This is a genomic window from Armatimonadota bacterium (assembly GCA_031460175.1).
Classification (GTDB): Bacteria; Sysuimicrobiota; Sysuimicrobiia; order Sysuimicrobiales; family Sysuimicrobiaceae; genus Sysuimicrobium; species Sysuimicrobium tengchongense.
Window position 1 is genome coordinate 398,205 of sequence record JAVKGW010000001.1, and the last position, 15,473, is coordinate 413,677.

At 70.1% G+C, this 15,473-nt stretch carries 16 protein-coding genes and 1 tRNA gene; 4 read left to right on the plus strand and 13 right to left on the minus strand.

Going from position 1 to position 15,473, the window contains the following annotated elements; all coding sequences use genetic code 11:
• Window position 1 precedes the first annotated feature (1 nt).
• From QN206_02025 to QN206_02065, 9 genes are read right to left on the minus strand one after another with little or no spacing between them, the layout of a single operon-like run.
• Complete coding sequence (locus QN206_02025; GenBank protein MDR7613585.1) at window positions 2-490, minus strand: MOSC domain-containing protein; 489 nt, start codon at window positions 488-490, stop codon at window positions 2-4.
• Window positions 487-1,041 carry a biotin transporter BioY gene (locus QN206_02030; GenBank protein MDR7613586.1) on the minus strand — a complete coding sequence of 185 codons (555 nt, stop codon included), beginning with the start codon at window positions 1,039-1,041 and terminating at the stop codon, window positions 487-489. Before QN206_02030 ends, QN206_02025 begins: the two co-directional genes overlap by 4 nt.
• Window positions 1,038-2,516: an aminomethyl-transferring glycine dehydrogenase subunit GcvPB gene (gcvPB, locus tag QN206_02035; GenBank protein ID MDR7613587.1), complete on the minus strand. Its 1,479-nt coding sequence runs from the start codon at window positions 2,514-2,516 to the stop codon at window positions 1,038-1,040. Before gcvPB ends, QN206_02030 begins: the two co-directional genes overlap by 4 nt.
• Window positions 2,513-3,856 carry an aminomethyl-transferring glycine dehydrogenase subunit GcvPA gene (gene gcvPA, locus QN206_02040; GenBank protein ID MDR7613588.1) on the minus strand — a complete coding sequence of 448 codons (1,344 nt, stop codon included), beginning with the start codon at window positions 3,854-3,856 and terminating at the stop codon, window positions 2,513-2,515. The genes gcvPB and gcvPA overlap by 4 nt, the downstream gene beginning before the upstream one ends.
• Window positions 3,856-4,254 (minus strand): glycine cleavage system protein GcvH, encoded by a 399-nt coding sequence (gene gcvH / locus QN206_02045; GenBank protein ID MDR7613589.1) that lies wholly within the window; start codon window positions 4,252-4,254, stop codon window positions 3,856-3,858. The genes gcvPA and gcvH overlap by 1 nt, the downstream gene beginning before the upstream one ends.
• On the minus strand, window positions 4,251-5,348 hold the full coding sequence (gene gcvT, locus QN206_02050; protein ID MDR7613590.1) for a glycine cleavage system aminomethyltransferase GcvT: 1,098 nt from the start codon (window positions 5,346-5,348) through the stop codon (window positions 4,251-4,253). The genes gcvH and gcvT overlap by 4 nt, the downstream gene beginning before the upstream one ends.
• A complete protein-coding gene (locus QN206_02055) occupies window positions 5,341-6,015 on the minus strand; it encodes a phosphoribosyltransferase family protein (protein ID MDR7613591.1) in 675 nt (224 codons plus the stop codon). The genes gcvT and QN206_02055 overlap by 8 nt, the downstream gene beginning before the upstream one ends.
• Window positions 6,016-6,027: 12 nt before the next feature.
• On the minus strand, window positions 6,028-6,507 hold the full coding sequence (locus QN206_02060; protein MDR7613592.1) for a DUF4446 family protein: 480 nt from the start codon (window positions 6,505-6,507) through the stop codon (window positions 6,028-6,030).
• A gap of 39 nt (window positions 6,508-6,546) precedes the next feature.
• Window positions 6,547-7,998 carry a pyridoxal-dependent decarboxylase gene (locus QN206_02065; GenBank protein ID MDR7613593.1) on the minus strand — a complete coding sequence of 484 codons (1,452 nt, stop codon included), beginning with the start codon at window positions 7,996-7,998 and terminating at the stop codon, window positions 6,547-6,549.
• 50 nt (window positions 7,999-8,048) lie between these two features.
• Here QN206_02065 and QN206_02070 point away from each other — a divergent pair, with 50 nt between their 5' ends.
• Window positions 8,049-9,296: a GGDEF domain-containing protein gene (locus tag QN206_02070; protein ID MDR7613594.1), complete on the plus strand. Its 1,248-nt coding sequence runs from the start codon at window positions 8,049-8,051 to the stop codon at window positions 9,294-9,296.
• Between the two features lie 55 nt (window positions 9,297-9,351).
• On the opposite strand, the gene QN206_02075 is transcribed toward QN206_02070, so the two are convergent.
• The 3 genes from QN206_02075 to ccmA form a co-directional block, all read right to left on the minus strand.
• A tRNA-Ser gene (locus QN206_02075) sits at window positions 9,352-9,439 on the minus strand.
• Window positions 9,440-9,529: 90 nt separating this feature from the next.
• Complete coding sequence (locus QN206_02080) at window positions 9,530-10,330, minus strand: hypothetical protein (protein ID MDR7613595.1); 801 nt, start codon at window positions 10,328-10,330, stop codon at window positions 9,530-9,532.
• Window positions 10,323-11,228 carry a heme ABC exporter ATP-binding protein CcmA gene (ccmA, locus tag QN206_02085; GenBank protein ID MDR7613596.1) on the minus strand — a complete coding sequence of 302 codons (906 nt, stop codon included), beginning with the start codon at window positions 11,226-11,228 and terminating at the stop codon, window positions 10,323-10,325. Before ccmA ends, QN206_02080 begins: the two co-directional genes overlap by 8 nt.
• Before the next feature lie 39 nt (window positions 11,229-11,267).
• Here ccmA and QN206_02090 point away from each other — a divergent pair, with 39 nt between their 5' ends.
• Both QN206_02090 and QN206_02095 read left to right on the plus strand, forming a co-directional pair.
• Window positions 11,268-13,124 carry an APC family permease gene (locus QN206_02090; GenBank protein ID MDR7613597.1) on the plus strand — a complete coding sequence of 619 codons (1,857 nt, stop codon included), beginning with the start codon at window positions 11,268-11,270 and terminating at the stop codon, window positions 13,122-13,124.
• A 36-nt stretch (window positions 13,125-13,160) separates the two neighbouring features.
• A complete protein-coding gene (locus QN206_02095) occupies window positions 13,161-13,688 on the plus strand; it encodes a hypothetical protein (protein MDR7613598.1) in 528 nt (175 codons plus the stop codon).
• Here QN206_02095 and QN206_02100 read toward each other — a convergent pair.
• Window positions 13,675-14,346, minus strand: coding sequence for a phenylalanine--tRNA ligase beta subunit-related protein (locus tag QN206_02100; protein MDR7613599.1), 672 nt, complete (start codon window positions 14,344-14,346; stop codon window positions 13,675-13,677). The genes QN206_02095 and QN206_02100 overlap by 14 nt on opposite strands.
• 106 nt (window positions 14,347-14,452) lie before the next feature.
• On the opposite strand from QN206_02100, the gene QN206_02105 reads away from it, so the two are divergent.
• A complete protein-coding gene (locus QN206_02105) occupies window positions 14,453-15,457 on the plus strand; it encodes an MBL fold metallo-hydrolase (protein MDR7613600.1) in 1,005 nt (334 codons plus the stop codon).
• Window positions 15,458-15,473 lie beyond the last annotated feature (16 nt).

Genomic DNA, 15,473 nt, shown 5'->3' on the forward strand with positions numbered 1-15,473 from the left:
CTCACCCCAGCACCTCCACCGGATCTCCCACGCGCACCACGCCCCCGTCGAGCACCTCGAACAGGGCCCCCCGCCAGCCCAGGGCCGCCAGCGCGAAGGCGAGCTCCCCCGCCCGACTCCGGAAGCGGACGCAGGGCCGGTGAGGCGTCGCACTCCGCCGGAGGCGCACCCCCCCGACCCGAAGCAGCGTGCCCGGCGAAAGCCGGTCCAGGCGGATGCCCCGCACGATCAGGTTGTCCCCGGGGACTTCAGGAGCGATGCCCATGAGCGCGAGGAACTCCGCGTTCACGGCGCTCACCTCCCGCCCCGGCACCCGTCGGCCCTTCCAGAACTGCTTGGCCGCGTACTCCCCGACGGGGCCGAGGCCCGGTGCGAGCTCCAACGCCTCCACCAGCCGGTGGTCCCCGGGGCGCGGGGAGAGTACGAGGTGCGTCACCTCCCCGGTCCGGCCGAACGGGTAGGCCTCCAGAGCTTCCAAGGGATCGGTCACCGCGCCAGCTCCCGACCCGGAACCACTGCCCGGATCCGATCCGCCACCAGGAGCGCCAGGGCAGCTTTGAGGAGGTCGAACCAGACGAAGGGAACCACGCCGATCCGCACCGCGTGTCCCACGGTGGGCGCGGCTCCCGAGAGCACCAGCCCCATTACGCCCAGGGCGTAGATGCACGCGATGCCGGCGACCATGCCGACGGCCGCGTTGCGCACGAAGCTCCTGCGATCCCTGGCCTGATCTGCTGCCCATCCCACCAGGAAGGCCGCGAGCGGGTACGACCACAGGTATCCGCCCGTGGGTCCCACGAGCACCTGGAGTCCGGCCCGGAAGTGCGCGAACACGGGTACCCCCGCGGCGCCCAGCAGCAGGTACAGGAGCTCCGCGAGGGCTCCGGTCCGCGCGCCCAACACGGCTCCCATGAGCAGAACCGCGAACACCTGGAGGGTAAAGGGCACGCTCGTAAGGAGCGGCAGGGTGAGGCTCAGCTGCGCGCAGATGGCGGTCAGGGCCGCGCCCAAGGCGGCCAGGGCCAGGGATCGGGGGCTCATCCCATGCACCTCCTGGGTTCGGGTTCCCACCGGAGGTTAGGGTATCGGGCCGCCCGGACTTCGTCCAGCCGTCGCACGGGCGTGGTGTGCGGCGCCGTCTTGAGCACCTCCGGGTTCTCCTGAGATTCGCGGTCTATGGCGATCATGGCTTCCGCGAACGCGTCCAGCACCTGCAGGCTTTCCGTCTCCGTGGGCTCGATCATCAACGCCTCCTCCACGATGAGGGGAAAGTACACCGTGGGCGCATGGAACCCGTAATCCAGCAGTCGTTTGGCGATGTCCTTGGCGGTCACCCCGCTCCTCCGCTTCTGGCGGATCCCGCTGGCCACGAACTCGTGCTTGCAGACGCGGCTGTAGGGGATCTCGTAGCAAGGCGCAAGGCGAACCCGCAGGTAGTTGGCGTGCAACACCGCGTGCTCCGCCACCGCCCGCAGTCCCTCCGCGCCCAGGGCCCGCAGGTATGCGTAGGCCCGCACGAGGTTTCCGAAGTTCCCGTAGAAGGCCCGCACCCGCCCGATGCTGTGTGGTCGGTCCCAGTCCAGGGCGTACCGGTCCCCCACCCGCCGCACCACCGGGAGCGGGAGGAACGGCTCCAGGTGCCGCTTCACCAGCAGCGCGCAGGCTCCCGGCCCTCCACCCCCATGCGGGGTGCTGAAGGTCTTGTGGAGGTTGGCGTGCATCACGTCAAACCCCTGGTCCCCGGGCCGGGTGATCCCCAGCATGGCGTTGAGGTTTGCGCCGTCCAGGTACATCTGGGCGCCATGCGCGTGGGCCAGCTCCGCGATGCGATCCACGTGCTCCTCGAAGAGCCCCAACGTGTTGGGGTTGGTGAGCATCACCGCGGCCACCTCCGGCCCCAGGGCTGCCTCGAGCCGACGGAGGTCCATGTTGCCCCGCCCGTCGCTGGGAACCGTCACCACCTGGTAGCCCGCCATGCGGGCGGAGGCGGGGTTGGTGCCGTGGGCGCTGTCGGGCACGATCACCTTCGTCCGCTCCTCCCCCCGCCGCGCGAAGTACGCCCGGATCATCAGGAGCCCCACGAACTCCCCCTGCGCGCCGGCTGCGGGCTGAAAGGTCACCGCGTCCATGCCCGTCAATTCTTGGAGTTCCTCCCCCAGCTCCCCCATCAGCCGCAGGGCCCCCTGCACCAGTTCCTCGGGGGTGTAGGGGTGCAGGCGCGAAAAGCCCTCGTACCGGGCCACCTCTTCGTGCACCTTCGGGTTGTACTTCATGGTGCACGAGCCCAGGGGGACAAATCCCTGGTCAACGGAGAAGTTCCGGTGGGAGAGGAGGGTGAAGTGGCGCACCACCTCCAGCTCGCTCACTTCCGGGAGGGCGGGTGGGGCCTTGCGTTGCACCTCCGTCGGCACCAGCGACCCGAGCGGCACTTCCGGCACGTCGGCCTCCGGGAGCCCGTGCGCCCGTCGCCCCGGGGTGCTCCGCTCGAAGATCAGGGGGAAGTCCCGTTCCTTCATGCCACCTGCCGCAAGGCCTCCACGAACCGGTCCATCTCCTCCCGGGTGCGGGATTCCGTGACGCACACCAGGAGGTCATCGCCCAGTTCCGGATGGAACCGCCCCAGGGGAACCCCTGCCAGGAACCCCTCCTCCGCCAGTGCCCGGACGATTTCCTCCGCGGGTCGAGGGGTGCGCACCACGAACTCGTGGAAGGTGGGACCCGGGAAGGCGATGGCGTATCCCGGGAGCGATGCGACCCGCTCCTTGAGGTAGTGGGCCTTCCGCACGCACAGTTCCGCCACCCTGCGCACCCCGTCCGGTCCCAGCAGGCTCAGGTAGAGGGTGGCCGCCAGCGCGTTGAGGAACTCGTTGGTGCAGATGTTGCTCGTGGCCTTCTCCCGCCGGATGTGCTGCTCCCGGGTCTGCAGGGTGAGCACGAACCCCCGCCGACCCTCCGCGTCCACCGTGGCCCCCACCAATCGGCCCGGCATCCGCCGCACGAAGGACATGCGGGTGGCGAGGATCCCGAGGGACGGGCCCCCGAAGTTCAGGGGATTGCCGAGGGGCTGCCCTTCCGCCGCCACGACATCCGCCCCCACCTCCCCGGGAGGGGCGAGGAGCCCAAACGCCAGCGGATCTGCACTCGCGAGGACGAACAGGGCCCCTGCCCTGTGGGCCACCTCCCCCAGGGTCTGGGGGTCCTCGATCCCGCCGAAGAAGTTGGGCTGCTGGACCACCACCGCCGCGGTGCGCTCGTCCACGGCCCGCGCCACGGTCTCCACGGGGGTCCGCCCCTCCCGGTGCGGGACCTCCACCACCTCCACGCCCAGGCTCGCGGTGTAGGTGCGCACCACCTGCCGGTACTCCGGATGGACGGCGGTGCTCACGACCACCCGGTTCCGCTGTGTTAGGTCCCGGGCCATCCCCACCGCCTCCGCGAGGGCGCTGGCGCCGTCGTACAGGGAGGCGTTCGCCACCTCCATGCTCAGCAGCTCGCAGACCATGGTCTGGTACTCATAGCCCGCCTGCAGCGCCCCCTGGCTGACCTCCGGCTGATACGGGGTGTAGGCGGTGAGGAACTCGCCCCGGCTGGCCAGTTGCCACACCGCAGGGGGGATGAAGTGGTCGTACGCCCCTGCTCCCGCGAAACACACCAGCCTGCCCGCGTGGGCGTTCTCGTCCGCCAGGGCCCGGAAGGAGCGCAGGAGATCCGGGTCCGAGAGTGGGGGGCGAAGGCGCAGCGGCCTTTGCAGCCGAACCCGTTCGGGGATGTCCGCGAAGAGGTCTTCGAGGGAGCGCACCCCGATGGTGCGCAGCATGTGCGCCCGCTCCTCCGGGGTCGTGGGGATGTACCGCACTAGACTTCCCCGATGTGCCGGCGGTACGCGGCGGCATCCAGGAGCCGGTCTAGCTCGGAGGGATCCGTGGGCTCGATCAGGATCATCCAGCCCTCGCCGTACGGATCCTGAGTCACCAGCTCCGGCTCGTTCCGCAGCCGCTCGTTCACCGCCACCACCCGGCCCGTAAGGGGCGAGTAGAGGTCGCTGGCCGCCTTCACGGACTCGATCACCCCGAAGGGCTCCAGGAAGCGCACCTCCCGCCCCACCTCCGGGAGCTCCACGTACACGATGTCGCTGAGCCGGTCCGCGGCGAACTTCGTGATCCCCACCCGGGCCCGGCCGTCCTCCAGCCGCACCCATTCGTGCTCTGTGGTGTACCGCAGGTCCTCCGGAACCACATCCGCCTCCGCGTTCATTGTGCTCTCTGCGCCGCGCGCCGGTAAAAGGGAAGGGCCACCACCTCTGCCGGAACCGGGCGGTCCCGCACCTTCACCGTCACCGGGGTTCCGGGTTCCGCGTGCTCCGGGAGGAGGTATCCGAGGGCGAGGCTGCGTTCGACCCAGGGTCCCCAGGTGCCGCTGGTCACCGCTCCGGCCGGTGCCCCGTCCCGCAGGATGGGGCAGCCTCTCCGGGCGATGGTATGGCCCTCCAGCACGAGCCCGCGCAGCCTCCGGCGTACCCCCGTCCTGACCTGTTCCCGCAGGGCCTCCGACCCGATGAACCTCCGGTCCTGGAGCTTCACCGTCCAGCCCAGTCCCGCCTCCAAGGGCGTGGTGTGCTCGTCCACGTCCTGGCCATACAGCAGGTATCCCGCCTCCAGCCGCAAGGTGTCCCGGGCTCCGAGCCCGCAGGGCACCGCTCCTGCCCTCCGCAGGGCCTCCCACACGGGCGCTGCGCGATCCCACGGGCAGAACACCTCGAACCCGTCCTCCCCGGTGTACCCCGTGCGGGAGACGGTGGCCGGTACCCCTGCCACGGCCGTCTCGGGGACGAACCGGTGACGAGGCAGCCCGGAGAGGTCCACCTTCACCAGGGGCCGCAGGACCGCTTCCGACGCCGGCCCCTGCACCGCCAGGAGGGCGAGTTCCTCCGTCGCGTCCACCACCTCCGAGGCCGCGTGGGTGCGCAGCCACGCGAGATCCGCCTCGCGTCGGGCCGCGTTCCCCACCACCAGGAACCGGTCCTCCGAAAACCGCAGCACCAGGAGATCGTCCACCATCCCCCCGGCCTCGTTGCACATGGGGGTGTAGAGGGCCTGTCCGTCCACCAACCGACGGGGGTCGTTGGCGAGCAACCGGTCCAGGTCCTCCAGGGCCCTCGGTCCCCGGACCCAGAACTCGCTCAGGTGGGAGATGTCGAAGACCCCGCAGGACGTGCGCACCGCCCGGTGCTCCGCCAAGATCCCCTGGTACTGCAGGGGCATCTCCCACCCCGCAAAGGCCATCATGCGGGCCTCCAGTCGGAGGTGATGCGCGTACAAGGGCGTGCGGGCGAGCCGTCCGTCACGCATGGATCTGCGGCCCTGGTCCGGCCCCGGAACGGTGCCAGGCGGCGTTCAGGATCGCGCACACCTCTTCGTCGGAGACCTGTCGGAAGTCCTCGTAGAACTGCCCCACGGCCATGAAGTACGGGTCCTCGTGGACGCACACCACCTCGTCCGCCTCCTGCTGGAGGCGGCGCACGCTCTCCGGAGGGGCCACGGGGACCCCCACCACCACCCGGCCCGCCTTCTTCGCACGCGCGGACCGCACCGCGGCGATCATGGTGGAGCCCGTGGCGATCCCGTCGTCCACCAGGATCACGGTACGTCCCTCCACGCGGGGAGGGGGCCGATCGCCCCGGTAGGCCCGCAACCGACGCTGGATCTCCGCCATCTGAAACGCCGCCTCCTGATCGATGTAGGCCTGGTCCACCCGCAGTGCCCAGAGGCTGCGCTCGTCCAGGTAGAGGCTCCCGTCCTCCGCCACCGCGCCGACGGCCAGCTCCGGGTTCTGCGGGGCGCGCAGCTTCCGGGGGACGATGATGTCGAGCTCCGCCCCCAAGGACGCCGCCACCTCGTCCGCCACCACCACACCCCCCCGCGGGATCCCCAGGACCAGCACGTCCTCCTCCGGTGCGACCCGGGGTCGGAGGGCCGCGGCCAGGACCCGGCCCGCGTGGTGGCGGTCCCGGAACACCAAGGCCCCCTCCTACCGGACCGCTTGGGTTCGCCGGACGTCTTGGGCCATGGCGATGGCCTCCTTTTCTTCCACCGACAAGGGATGGGAGGGGGTCCCGTTGACGAGGGTCTTCGCGTACGCCCGCACCGCCTCCCGGCCATTGAGGACGCTCAGCACCACGCCATCGCCCTTCCCGTCCAGGAGGGCCAGGGCAAAGGAAACGCGGCCGCCCACGTCCTCGAAGGCATCGAACCGCACGAGTCCCACCCGCTGGACGCACCGGCTGAGCTGCTCCCCCAGCTCCGCCAGGGAGGCGCGCGTGCTCTGGAGATCGGCCCGGAGCTCCTCAAGGCCCTGGCGGTGCTCCCGGAGCTGTTCCGCTAGAGCATCCTCCGTGCTGGCCCGGGCCACCTGCACCAGCCGTCGCACCCACGCGCCCAGAATCCCCACGAACACCAGGAGGACCCCCGTGATCGCCCCCAGTACCCAGACCAACACGTGCTCCCTCATGGCGCTCCTCCGTAGAGTTCGCGGTTCAGCCCGGGCGTCCTACCGGTTCGTGTCCGCCTCCCGGAGGAGGTCCGCGAGCCGCTCCCGGAGAAGTTCCCAGCACCGGCGCACGTGCCGGTGCTCCGTCCGCAGGTGTCCGATGGCCAGCCGGAGCACGAGACGTCCATCCAGCCGGGTATGCGAGAGGTACGCTTCCCCCGTGCGGTTCACCGCCTCCAGGAGCTGCTCGTTGAGGGCGTCCAGGGCCTCCTCCGGAACCCCCCGTGGGCGCGCGCGGAAACACACGGTACTGAAGGGCACGGGGGCCATCCGTTCGAAGTCTGGATCCTCGTCCACCCACCCCGCGAACTCCCGGGCGAGGGCGATGTGACGACGGACCATCTCCCGCAGCCCTGAAGCGCCGAACATCCGCAACACCATCCACAGCTTCAGAGCCCGGAACCGCCGACCGAGCTGGATCCCATAGTCCATGAAGTTCACCGCATCCTCCTCCGGGGTGCGGAGGTACTCGGGCACGAGGCTGAAGGCCCGCCGCAGGACTTCCGGTCGACGGGTGTAGAAGGCGGAGCAGTCAATGGGGACCGTGAGCCACTTGTGGGGGTTCACCACGAGGGAATCCGCCCGTTCGCACCCCGCGAGCACGTGCCGCTTCTCGGGGAGGATGGCAGCGACCCCCGCGTAGGCCGCGTCCACGTGCAACCAGATCCCGTACCGCTCGCAGATCTCCGCGATCTCCGGAACCGGGTCCACGCTGGTGGTGGAGGTGGTCCCCACCGTGGCCACCACGCCCGCGGGCCGCCACCCTGCCCGCAGGTCCTCCTCGATGGCCTCCGCTAAGGCGTCGGGCCTCATGCGGAACTCCCCGTCCACGGGGATCTTCCGTACGCCTTCCTGCCCGAACCCCAGCACGATGGCGCCCTTCTCGATGGAGGAATGGGCGTGCTCGGAGGTGTAAATGCGCAGCCGAGGGAGATCCGGCCTCCCCGCCATGCCCTGTTCCCGGATTCCGAGGCCAAGGGACTCCCGGGCCGCGGCCATGGCGCACAGGGAAGCGACGGACGCCGTGTCCATGATGATCCCGAACCGGGGCGGAAGTCCCAAGAGCTGCCGCAGCCAGTCCAGGGTAACCTCCTCCAGCTCCGTGGCCGCGGGGCAGGTGCGCCACAGCATCCCGTTCACGTTCAGGGCCGCACACAGCACCTCCCCCAGCACGCCGGGCGCGGAGCCCGTGATGGCGAAGTAGGCGAAAAAGCCCGGGTGGTTCCAGTGCGTGATCCCCGGCAGGAGGATTTCCTGGAAGTCTGTGAAGATGCGCTCAAAGGGCTCCGGATCCTCCGGGGGGGAGGGGGGAAGCTTCTCCCGGATCTCGCCGGGCCGCACCCGCGCGAGGACCGGGTAGCGCTCGCTGTGGTCCAGGTAGTCCGCGATCCACCGTCCGAGTCGCTCAAGTCCCTGCAGGAAGAGTTCTCCCTGTGGCCGTATATTGCTCATTTACAACCCTCCCGGGAAAGCGGTCGCACCCGCGGCGCTGGAAGGCGGTCATGGTCCTTCTCCGGGGAACCCGACGGCGCCCGGCCCCTTCCCCGCGGTGGAAGGAGGTCGGGGAGGGAACGCAGGCAACCCATCGCCGGGGCTACCGGGCTTTCGCCGCCGGCCTGGGCCTGACCGGGCTCGTGGCCACCGGGCTCGCCGTACGCGCCCTTCCGCATCTTCCGCGCGGCTATGTTCTCTTCCTCGTCCTCGCGCTCCTTGGAGGCTTCGTCGTCGTCCGCCTGCGTTCCGGTCTCCTCCTCTCCCTCCAGGTCCCCCTCGCACCCGTCTGGCTATACGGATGGCCCGCGGCTCCGCCCCTCTTCTTGCTTTCCCTCCCCGCCCTGGTCCTCCTCCATCGTACGACCTTCTGGCGAGGGTTGGTGTACTTCGGGGGTGGAACCGTCTGGTCCCTCCTCGCCGGACTCGCGTTCCAGCATGTGGTCCCTCGGTTCCGGCCCCCTTGGGGGGAACTCGGCGGCATGGCCCTGGGAGGCACGGTGTACGCGGTAGGCACCGTACTCACCGTCGCCGCAGGCCACTACCTCGCCACGGGCCGCCTGGACCCCCTCTCTCCGCGGGGCCTTTTGGGGACGGGTGGGGTGGTGTTTCTGGTCGCCGGTCCCCCCTCGTACCTGATGGTGCTGGCCACGCAGAACCCTTCTCAGCCCCACCTGCTCACCCTCGCCATCTGGCTCCTCACCGCGATGGCGCTGAAGGGGTTCCTGGAGACCCGGGAGGCCAATACCCGGTTGCGGGAGGCTCTCACGGAGCTCCAGCAGCTCTCCGTCACGGATCCCCTCACGGGCCTCTTCAACCGCCGCCACTTCATGGAGATCCTGGAGCGGGAGATGAGCCGGCACGGCCGATACGGGCAGCCCTTTTCCTTACTGCTCCTCGACGTCCGCAACCTCAAGCACATCAACGACACCCGGGGACATCCCGCGGGCGATGCCGTGCTCTGCTCGGTGGCGGACGCGCTCCGCGGCCGGCTGCGTAGGAGCGACCTCGCCTTCCGCATCGGCGGGGACGAGTTCGCAGTCCTCCTCCCTCACACGGACCCCCAGGGGGCGTACCGCCTCGCCCTTGGCCTCTACGACCGGCTCCGCGCTCAGGATCCCCTCGCGGACGTCACCATCGGCGTGGCCGGGTTCCCCGCGCACGCCCGGGACCCCACCTCCCTCATCGCGGCCGCGGACGCAGCCCTCTACCGGGCCCGGGCCGTCGGGGACCCCGTGGGGATCGTGCAATCGCCTTAAGCGGACGAGGGCTTCGGCCGCCCCTCCAGCTCGCCGCCTCACGGGAAGGGATCTGTGGCGGAGGGGGTGGGACTCGAACCCACAAGGGCTTGCGCCCACCGGTTTTCGAGACCGGCCCCTTAGCCAGTTCGGTGCACCCCTCCGGCCCTATTCTACCTGGATTCCGACCTCCTGCACCGTCTCCGCCACCGCCCGGCCTTGGGGGGGAGGCTTTCGAGGGAGGCACGGGTGCCCTACCCTTCCAGCAAGGCCTCCACCCGGAAGGCCCGGGCGAACAGCGTGAGGCCAAGGGCCACCGCGCCCACCCCGAGGAGCAGGGCCGCGCCCCCCACCTTCGCGGGGTGCACCTCGGGCCGGAGGGTGACGAACAGGAGGGATCCCATGGCGGGCGCTATGGCCAGGAACTGCCCCAGGGTACTGGCCGTTCCCACCCGGAGGGGGCCGAGGGAGGGGAAGGCGAGCGCAACCGTGGACGCGATGAGGTCTGCCCACAGGGCCATGGGGAGCGGCACGAAGAGCGCGATGCCCAGGTAGAAAGACGGGATCCGCGGGGCGCCGAGCCGGTTGAGCCCCAGGACGGGGAGTCCGATGGCCACCGCGGTGAGCACCGCCCACGAGAGGGCCACCAGGAGAAACGAGCTGAAGAGGAACGCGGCGAAGATCTCCCGGGGCCGGTAGGGCGCGCTGAGGAGGAGTTCGAGCCCTCCCCGGGCCGCCTCGCTCGTGACCGTGGCCTGGGCCAACACCGCGCCTGCCACCGAAGCCAGGACCCCCACCAGGTACGGTCCCTGCACCACCACGAGCGCCAGGGCCACCACGAGGGGATCGTCCGGAAGAGGGCCCACCAGGATCCCGAGTCCTTCCCGCAGGCGCACCGTGACCCCTCCTCCGGGGAGGTAGACCGGTGCCAGCATGATGGCGAGGGCGAGGATGCCGTAGCCGAGGGGCGCGAGGGCGAGCTTCCCCTTTTGGTCCCGGATCACCCGCCACAGGAGGGCCCCGCACAGACGTCCGGCATCCCTGAGTTCACGCATCCGCCGAATCCTCCAGGAGCCCGAAGTACACCTCCTCCAGGGGACTTCCGAGGCCCGCCGCCTCCCACACCTCCAGGCCTGCCTCCACCAGGGCCCGCACGAGTCGCCCGACCTCCTCGTCCCCACCCACCTCCACCACCCACCGGCTCCCTTCTCGGGTACCTTCGACTCCCAGCCGCGCGAGAACCGACCGCGGATCTCCTCCCACCCGCAGCGCCACCCGCCGCCTCGGGGCAAGGCGGCCCCGCAGCTCTTCCGCGGTCCCCCGAGCCAGGATCCGGCCCGCGCCCAGCAGCACCACGTCCTCCCCCAGCTCGCCCGCCTCGTAAAGGTTGTGGGTGCTGACGAGGATGGCACATCCCGAGCGTGCCAGGTCCCGCATGAGGGCCCGCATGGCGCGAGCGGCCTCGGGATCCATCCCGGCCGTGGGTTCGTCCAGGAGCAGGACCCGGGCTCCCTGCAAGAGCGCCCGGGCCGCGGCCACCCGCTGGGCTTGGCCCCGGCTCAGGGTTCCCGCACGGCGGGAGGCGAGGTCGAGCACGCCGAGTCGCTCCAGGGCCGCCTCGATCCCGGCCTGGCGGATTCCCGAGGGCATCCCCAGGATCCGGGCCCAGAACTCCAGGTTCTCCCGGACCGTGAGGCCGGGATGCAGGGCGGGACGGTGGGGGAGGTAGGCGACGTGGCGCTTCGCGTCCGGATCCCGGTGGACGTCCTGGTCGAGGATCCGGACGCGGCCCGATCGGGGCGGGAGGACCCCGGCGCCCACCCGGAAGAGGGTGGTCTTGCCCGCGCCGTTCGGCCCCAGGACCACGTGCAGGCCCGGGCCGAACTCCGCGGTCACCTCCCGGAGGACCTCGGATCTCCCGTAGCCTGCGCAGACCCCATCGAAGGCCAGCACCGCTTGCACCTCCCCATGGCCCGGAGTATATAGGCAATTGTGCTGCGCACACGAGCCATCCCCGCGGCCCTGTGGCGGGCTCTTATCGGAAGCCCCCTGGAGACCCAGCGTCTCCGGCACGAGCGGCTCACGAAAGTGAAGGGGCTCGCGGTTTTCGGGGCGGATGCCCTCTCCAGCAGCGCCTACGCCACGGAGGAGATCCTCCGCGTCCTGATCCTGGCGGGGACCGCGGCGGTCGCCCTCACGGTCCCCGTCTCCCTGGCCATCGTGGGCCTGATGGCCATCGTGGCGTTCTCCTACTACCAGACGATCCACGCCTACCCGAGCGGAGGGGGAGCATACATCGTGGCCCACGAGAACCTGGGCATCCTGCCAGGCCTCGTGGCGGCCGCCGCGCTCCTGGTGGACTACATCCTCACGGTGGCCGTCAGCATCTCCGCGGGCGTGGCCGCCATCACCTCGGCCCTCCCGGAGCTCTTCCCCTACCGGGTGGAGCTCGCGCTCGGATTCATCGCCCTCATCACCCTGGCGAACTTGCGCGGCGTGCGCGAATCGGGGACCATCTTCGCCATCCCCACCTACTCCTTCATCCTGGCCTTCGGCGGGACCATCCTGGCTGGCCTGTGGGCTTGGAGCAGCGGAACGCTTCCCCACGCGGAGTCCGGATCTCCCCCTCCCGCTACCTCCCCCCTCACCCTCTTCCTCGTGCTCCGGGCCTTTGCCTCCGGCACCGCAGCCCTCACGGGCATCGAGGCGGTGAGCAACGGCGTGCAGGCCTTCTATCCGCCCGAGGCCCACAACGCCAGCCGGGTGCTCATCCTGATGGTCAGCCTCCTGGGAAGCTTCTTCTTCGGCACGAGCTTCCTGGCTCGGGAGATGGGCATCCTTCCCCGGGAGGAGGAAACCGTGGTCTCCCAGATCGCCCGGGCCGTCTTCCAGGGAGGTTGGCCGTACTATGCCGTCCAGGCAGCCACCATGCTCATCCTCGTGCTGGCGGCCAACACGGCGTTTGCGGACTTCCCCCGCCTGAGTTCCATCCTGGCCCGGGACCGCTACCTCCCCCGACAGCTCGCCAACCTGGGGGATCGCCTCGTGTTCGCCAACGGGATCCTCCTGCTCGGCATCACCGCATCCCTCCTCATCGTGGCCTTTCGGGCCACCGTCCACAACCTCATCCCCCTCTACATGGTGGGCGTGTTCGTGGCGTTCACCCTCTCGCAGGCGGGCATGGTGCGTCACTGGCTCCTGGAGCGCACGGGCCGCTGGCGGCTGAAGCTCGGCATCAACGCGTTCGGGGCCCTGTGCACCGCGGTGGTCGGCGTCGAGGTGGCGGTGGTGAAGTTCCTGGACGGTGCATGGATCACCGTATTCGTGATCGGCGCCTTCGTCCTCCTCATGCGGGCGGTCCACCGACACTACGAGGACGTGGCCCACCAGCTCTCCCTGGAGCACGCGAAGCCTCCCCGACCCTTCAAGGCCCACAAGGTCATCGTGCCCGTGAACGCGGTGCACCGGGGCATCCTGGAGGCCCTGCGGTACGCGAAGGCGGTGAGCGACGACGTCACCGCGGTGTACGTGGAGATCGAGCCGGGTGCCCGGGAGGAGATCGAGCGGAAGTGGGAACGCTGGGTTCCGGACATCCCCCTCGTGGTCCTCCCCTCCCCGTACCGCTCCGTGGTGGGCCCCATCCTCCTCTACCTGGATCAGGTGCAGCGGGAGGCGGGGCCCGAGACCGCCCTCACCGTGGTGCTGCCCGAATTCGTGCCCCGGAAGTGGTGGCACCACTTCCTCCACAACCAGACCGCCCTCATGCTGAAGTTCGCCCTGCTCTTTCGCCAGCGCAGGCTCCGGCGGTACAAGGTCCTGGCGGACGTGCCGTACTACCTCACCAAGTAGCCCCGCGCGCCCCCGGCGCGCTACACTCGGGAGGGCATGGGGCGTTGGTCCTCCGTCCTGCTGGTGGCCTGCCTGGGACTCCTGGCCTGCCAGAGTCCCCGCACATCGCTCGTGGAGTACCGGAACGCGGAACTGGGCATCGCCCTCCGCCACCCCCAGGGCTGGGACGTTCTCGTCGCGCCGGAGGGGAACTGGGTCCAGATCGTCCCGTCCGGGGCGGGACCCCACCCGGATCCGTACCGGTACGCGGAGTTCATCAGCGTGCGGGTGTTGGTTGGCCAGGTTTCTTCCTCCGAGGAGGTCCTCCGGCAGCTCGCCTTCTCCCTCCTTCCCTTCCACGGGGTGGCGAAGTTCCAGCGGGAGGAGGTTCCGGGACCCGAGCGCTACCGCTTCGAGGGGACCGGAACCGCGGCGGAGGCCCAGTGGGCGGGGATCGGACTCCTGGTGGTGGACCCCGGGCGCGTCGTGCACGTGGTGTGCGCAAAGCCCGTCGAGCGGTGGCGTCAGGGGCAGCGGGAGTGCGACGCGGTCATCGGGAGCGTGCAACTGCTCACCGGGCGGTAGGCGGGAGGACGTGGGTCTGGACGACGCGGCCGCCCCCGTGCCGGGCGATCCGCTCGCCGAGGGTCCGCACGTGATCCGCCATCCGGTGAGCGGGATATGAGAGGGGCGCAAAGATCACCGCGAGGCACCGGCGCGTGCCTTCCGTGATGGCGGTGCGCAAGGAGTCGTTGGTGGGTCCTCCCATGGGGCCCTCCTCGTCCGCCACCACCAGCCGCCCCTCCGCCCGGAAGGTGCCCTTTCCTAAGGACTCGTAGGCCTCGCCCGGCCCGCCGAGCCGCACGCAGACCTCTCCCCGCACCCGATCCAGGTCGTAGAGCCCGATGGGAAGGAGGAACTCCAGGGAGCAGAGGTTCACCACGTCCACCAGCAGGTTGATGCGGGGAAGGCCGTCTCCCCGTAGGACGCGACGCAGGAGGGCCTCTGAGGAGGGCCGGTTCTTCGTGGGATCCTCCCCCAGCAGCCGGTACAGCTCCCGGGCATGCCTCAGGGCCTCGATCTCGCCGGGCGGCCTGCCCGCGTACTTCCCGCGGAGGGCCTGCTGGAGCCCCATCGCCTCTGCCCAGACCTCCGGGGCCTCCCGGGTCGTCCGGAGGTCTTCCGCGTGCACCACGCCCAGACGGACCCGCTCCGCGAGCTCTGGGGCGAGCTGGACCTCCACCCTCGCACCTCCGGAACCGGGATGGTCCTCGATCCGCAGCTTGATTTTGCCCCACGTGTCTGGAATGGTGGAATGGAGCCCACGCGCGGGAGGGTATGCGCTTGACATGACCGCCACCTTCGTGGACGAAGACCTGGTGTGGATCCGGATCCCGGTGCCGTTCCCCGTGGGTACCGTAAACAGCTACCTCGTGCGCACGGCCTCCGGAGCCCTCCTGATCGACGCGGGGATCTGCACCCCTCAGGCCCTGGAGGCGGTGGAGGAGGCTCTGGACACCGCGGGGGTCCCGCCGGAGGCCCTCCGGGCCATCGTGCTCACGCACGCGCACCCCGACCACATCGGCCTCGCGGGGCACATCCAGCAGCGGACGGGAGCCCCCATCTTCCTCTCGCGGAAGGAAGCCGAGACCGCGCGGAGGGTGTGGATGGGTCCCCTGGAGGAACGGCTCAGGACCGTGGCGGAGCTGTACGCGGCCCACGGCATGCCCGAAGCCCTCATCCAGGAAGTGGTGCAGCGATCCCGAAGGGTTGCCGCACTGGTGGCCCCCTTCCAGGAGGTGCGCGCGCTCGGCGAAGGCGAGGACTTCGCCCTGGACGGGTTCTCGGCGCGCGTGTACAGCGTCCCGGGACACAGCGACGGACACATCGTCCTCCTGGATCCCCGGGGACGGATGTTCTGCGGGGACCATGTGCTCCCCACCATCTCCCCCAACATCGCCCTGTACCCGGGCGCGAGCGAAAACCCCCTCCGGGACTACCTGGCCTCCCTGCGTAGGGTTCGAGACCTGCCGGTTCGCCTCGCCCTGCCGGGCCACGGGGACCCCTTCGCGGACTGGACCGGCCGCGTGGACTGGCTGCTGGATCACCACGCCCACCGCCTTGAGGCTATCCTGCGCGCGCTTCCCCGGGCGGGTGCGGCTGCCTACGAAGTGGCGCAGGAGATTTTCGGACCTGATCTCCGGCAGGAGGAAGCGGCCTTCGCCCTTGCGGAAACCCTGGCACACCTGGAGTGGCTCCGGGCGGAAGGGTACGTGGCCCGCACCGCAAACCACCGGATTCGATACCGACCCTTGCGGGAATCCGTGGGAATCCGTTTCCGTCCGGAAGAATGAAGAATAAGGAGGGGAT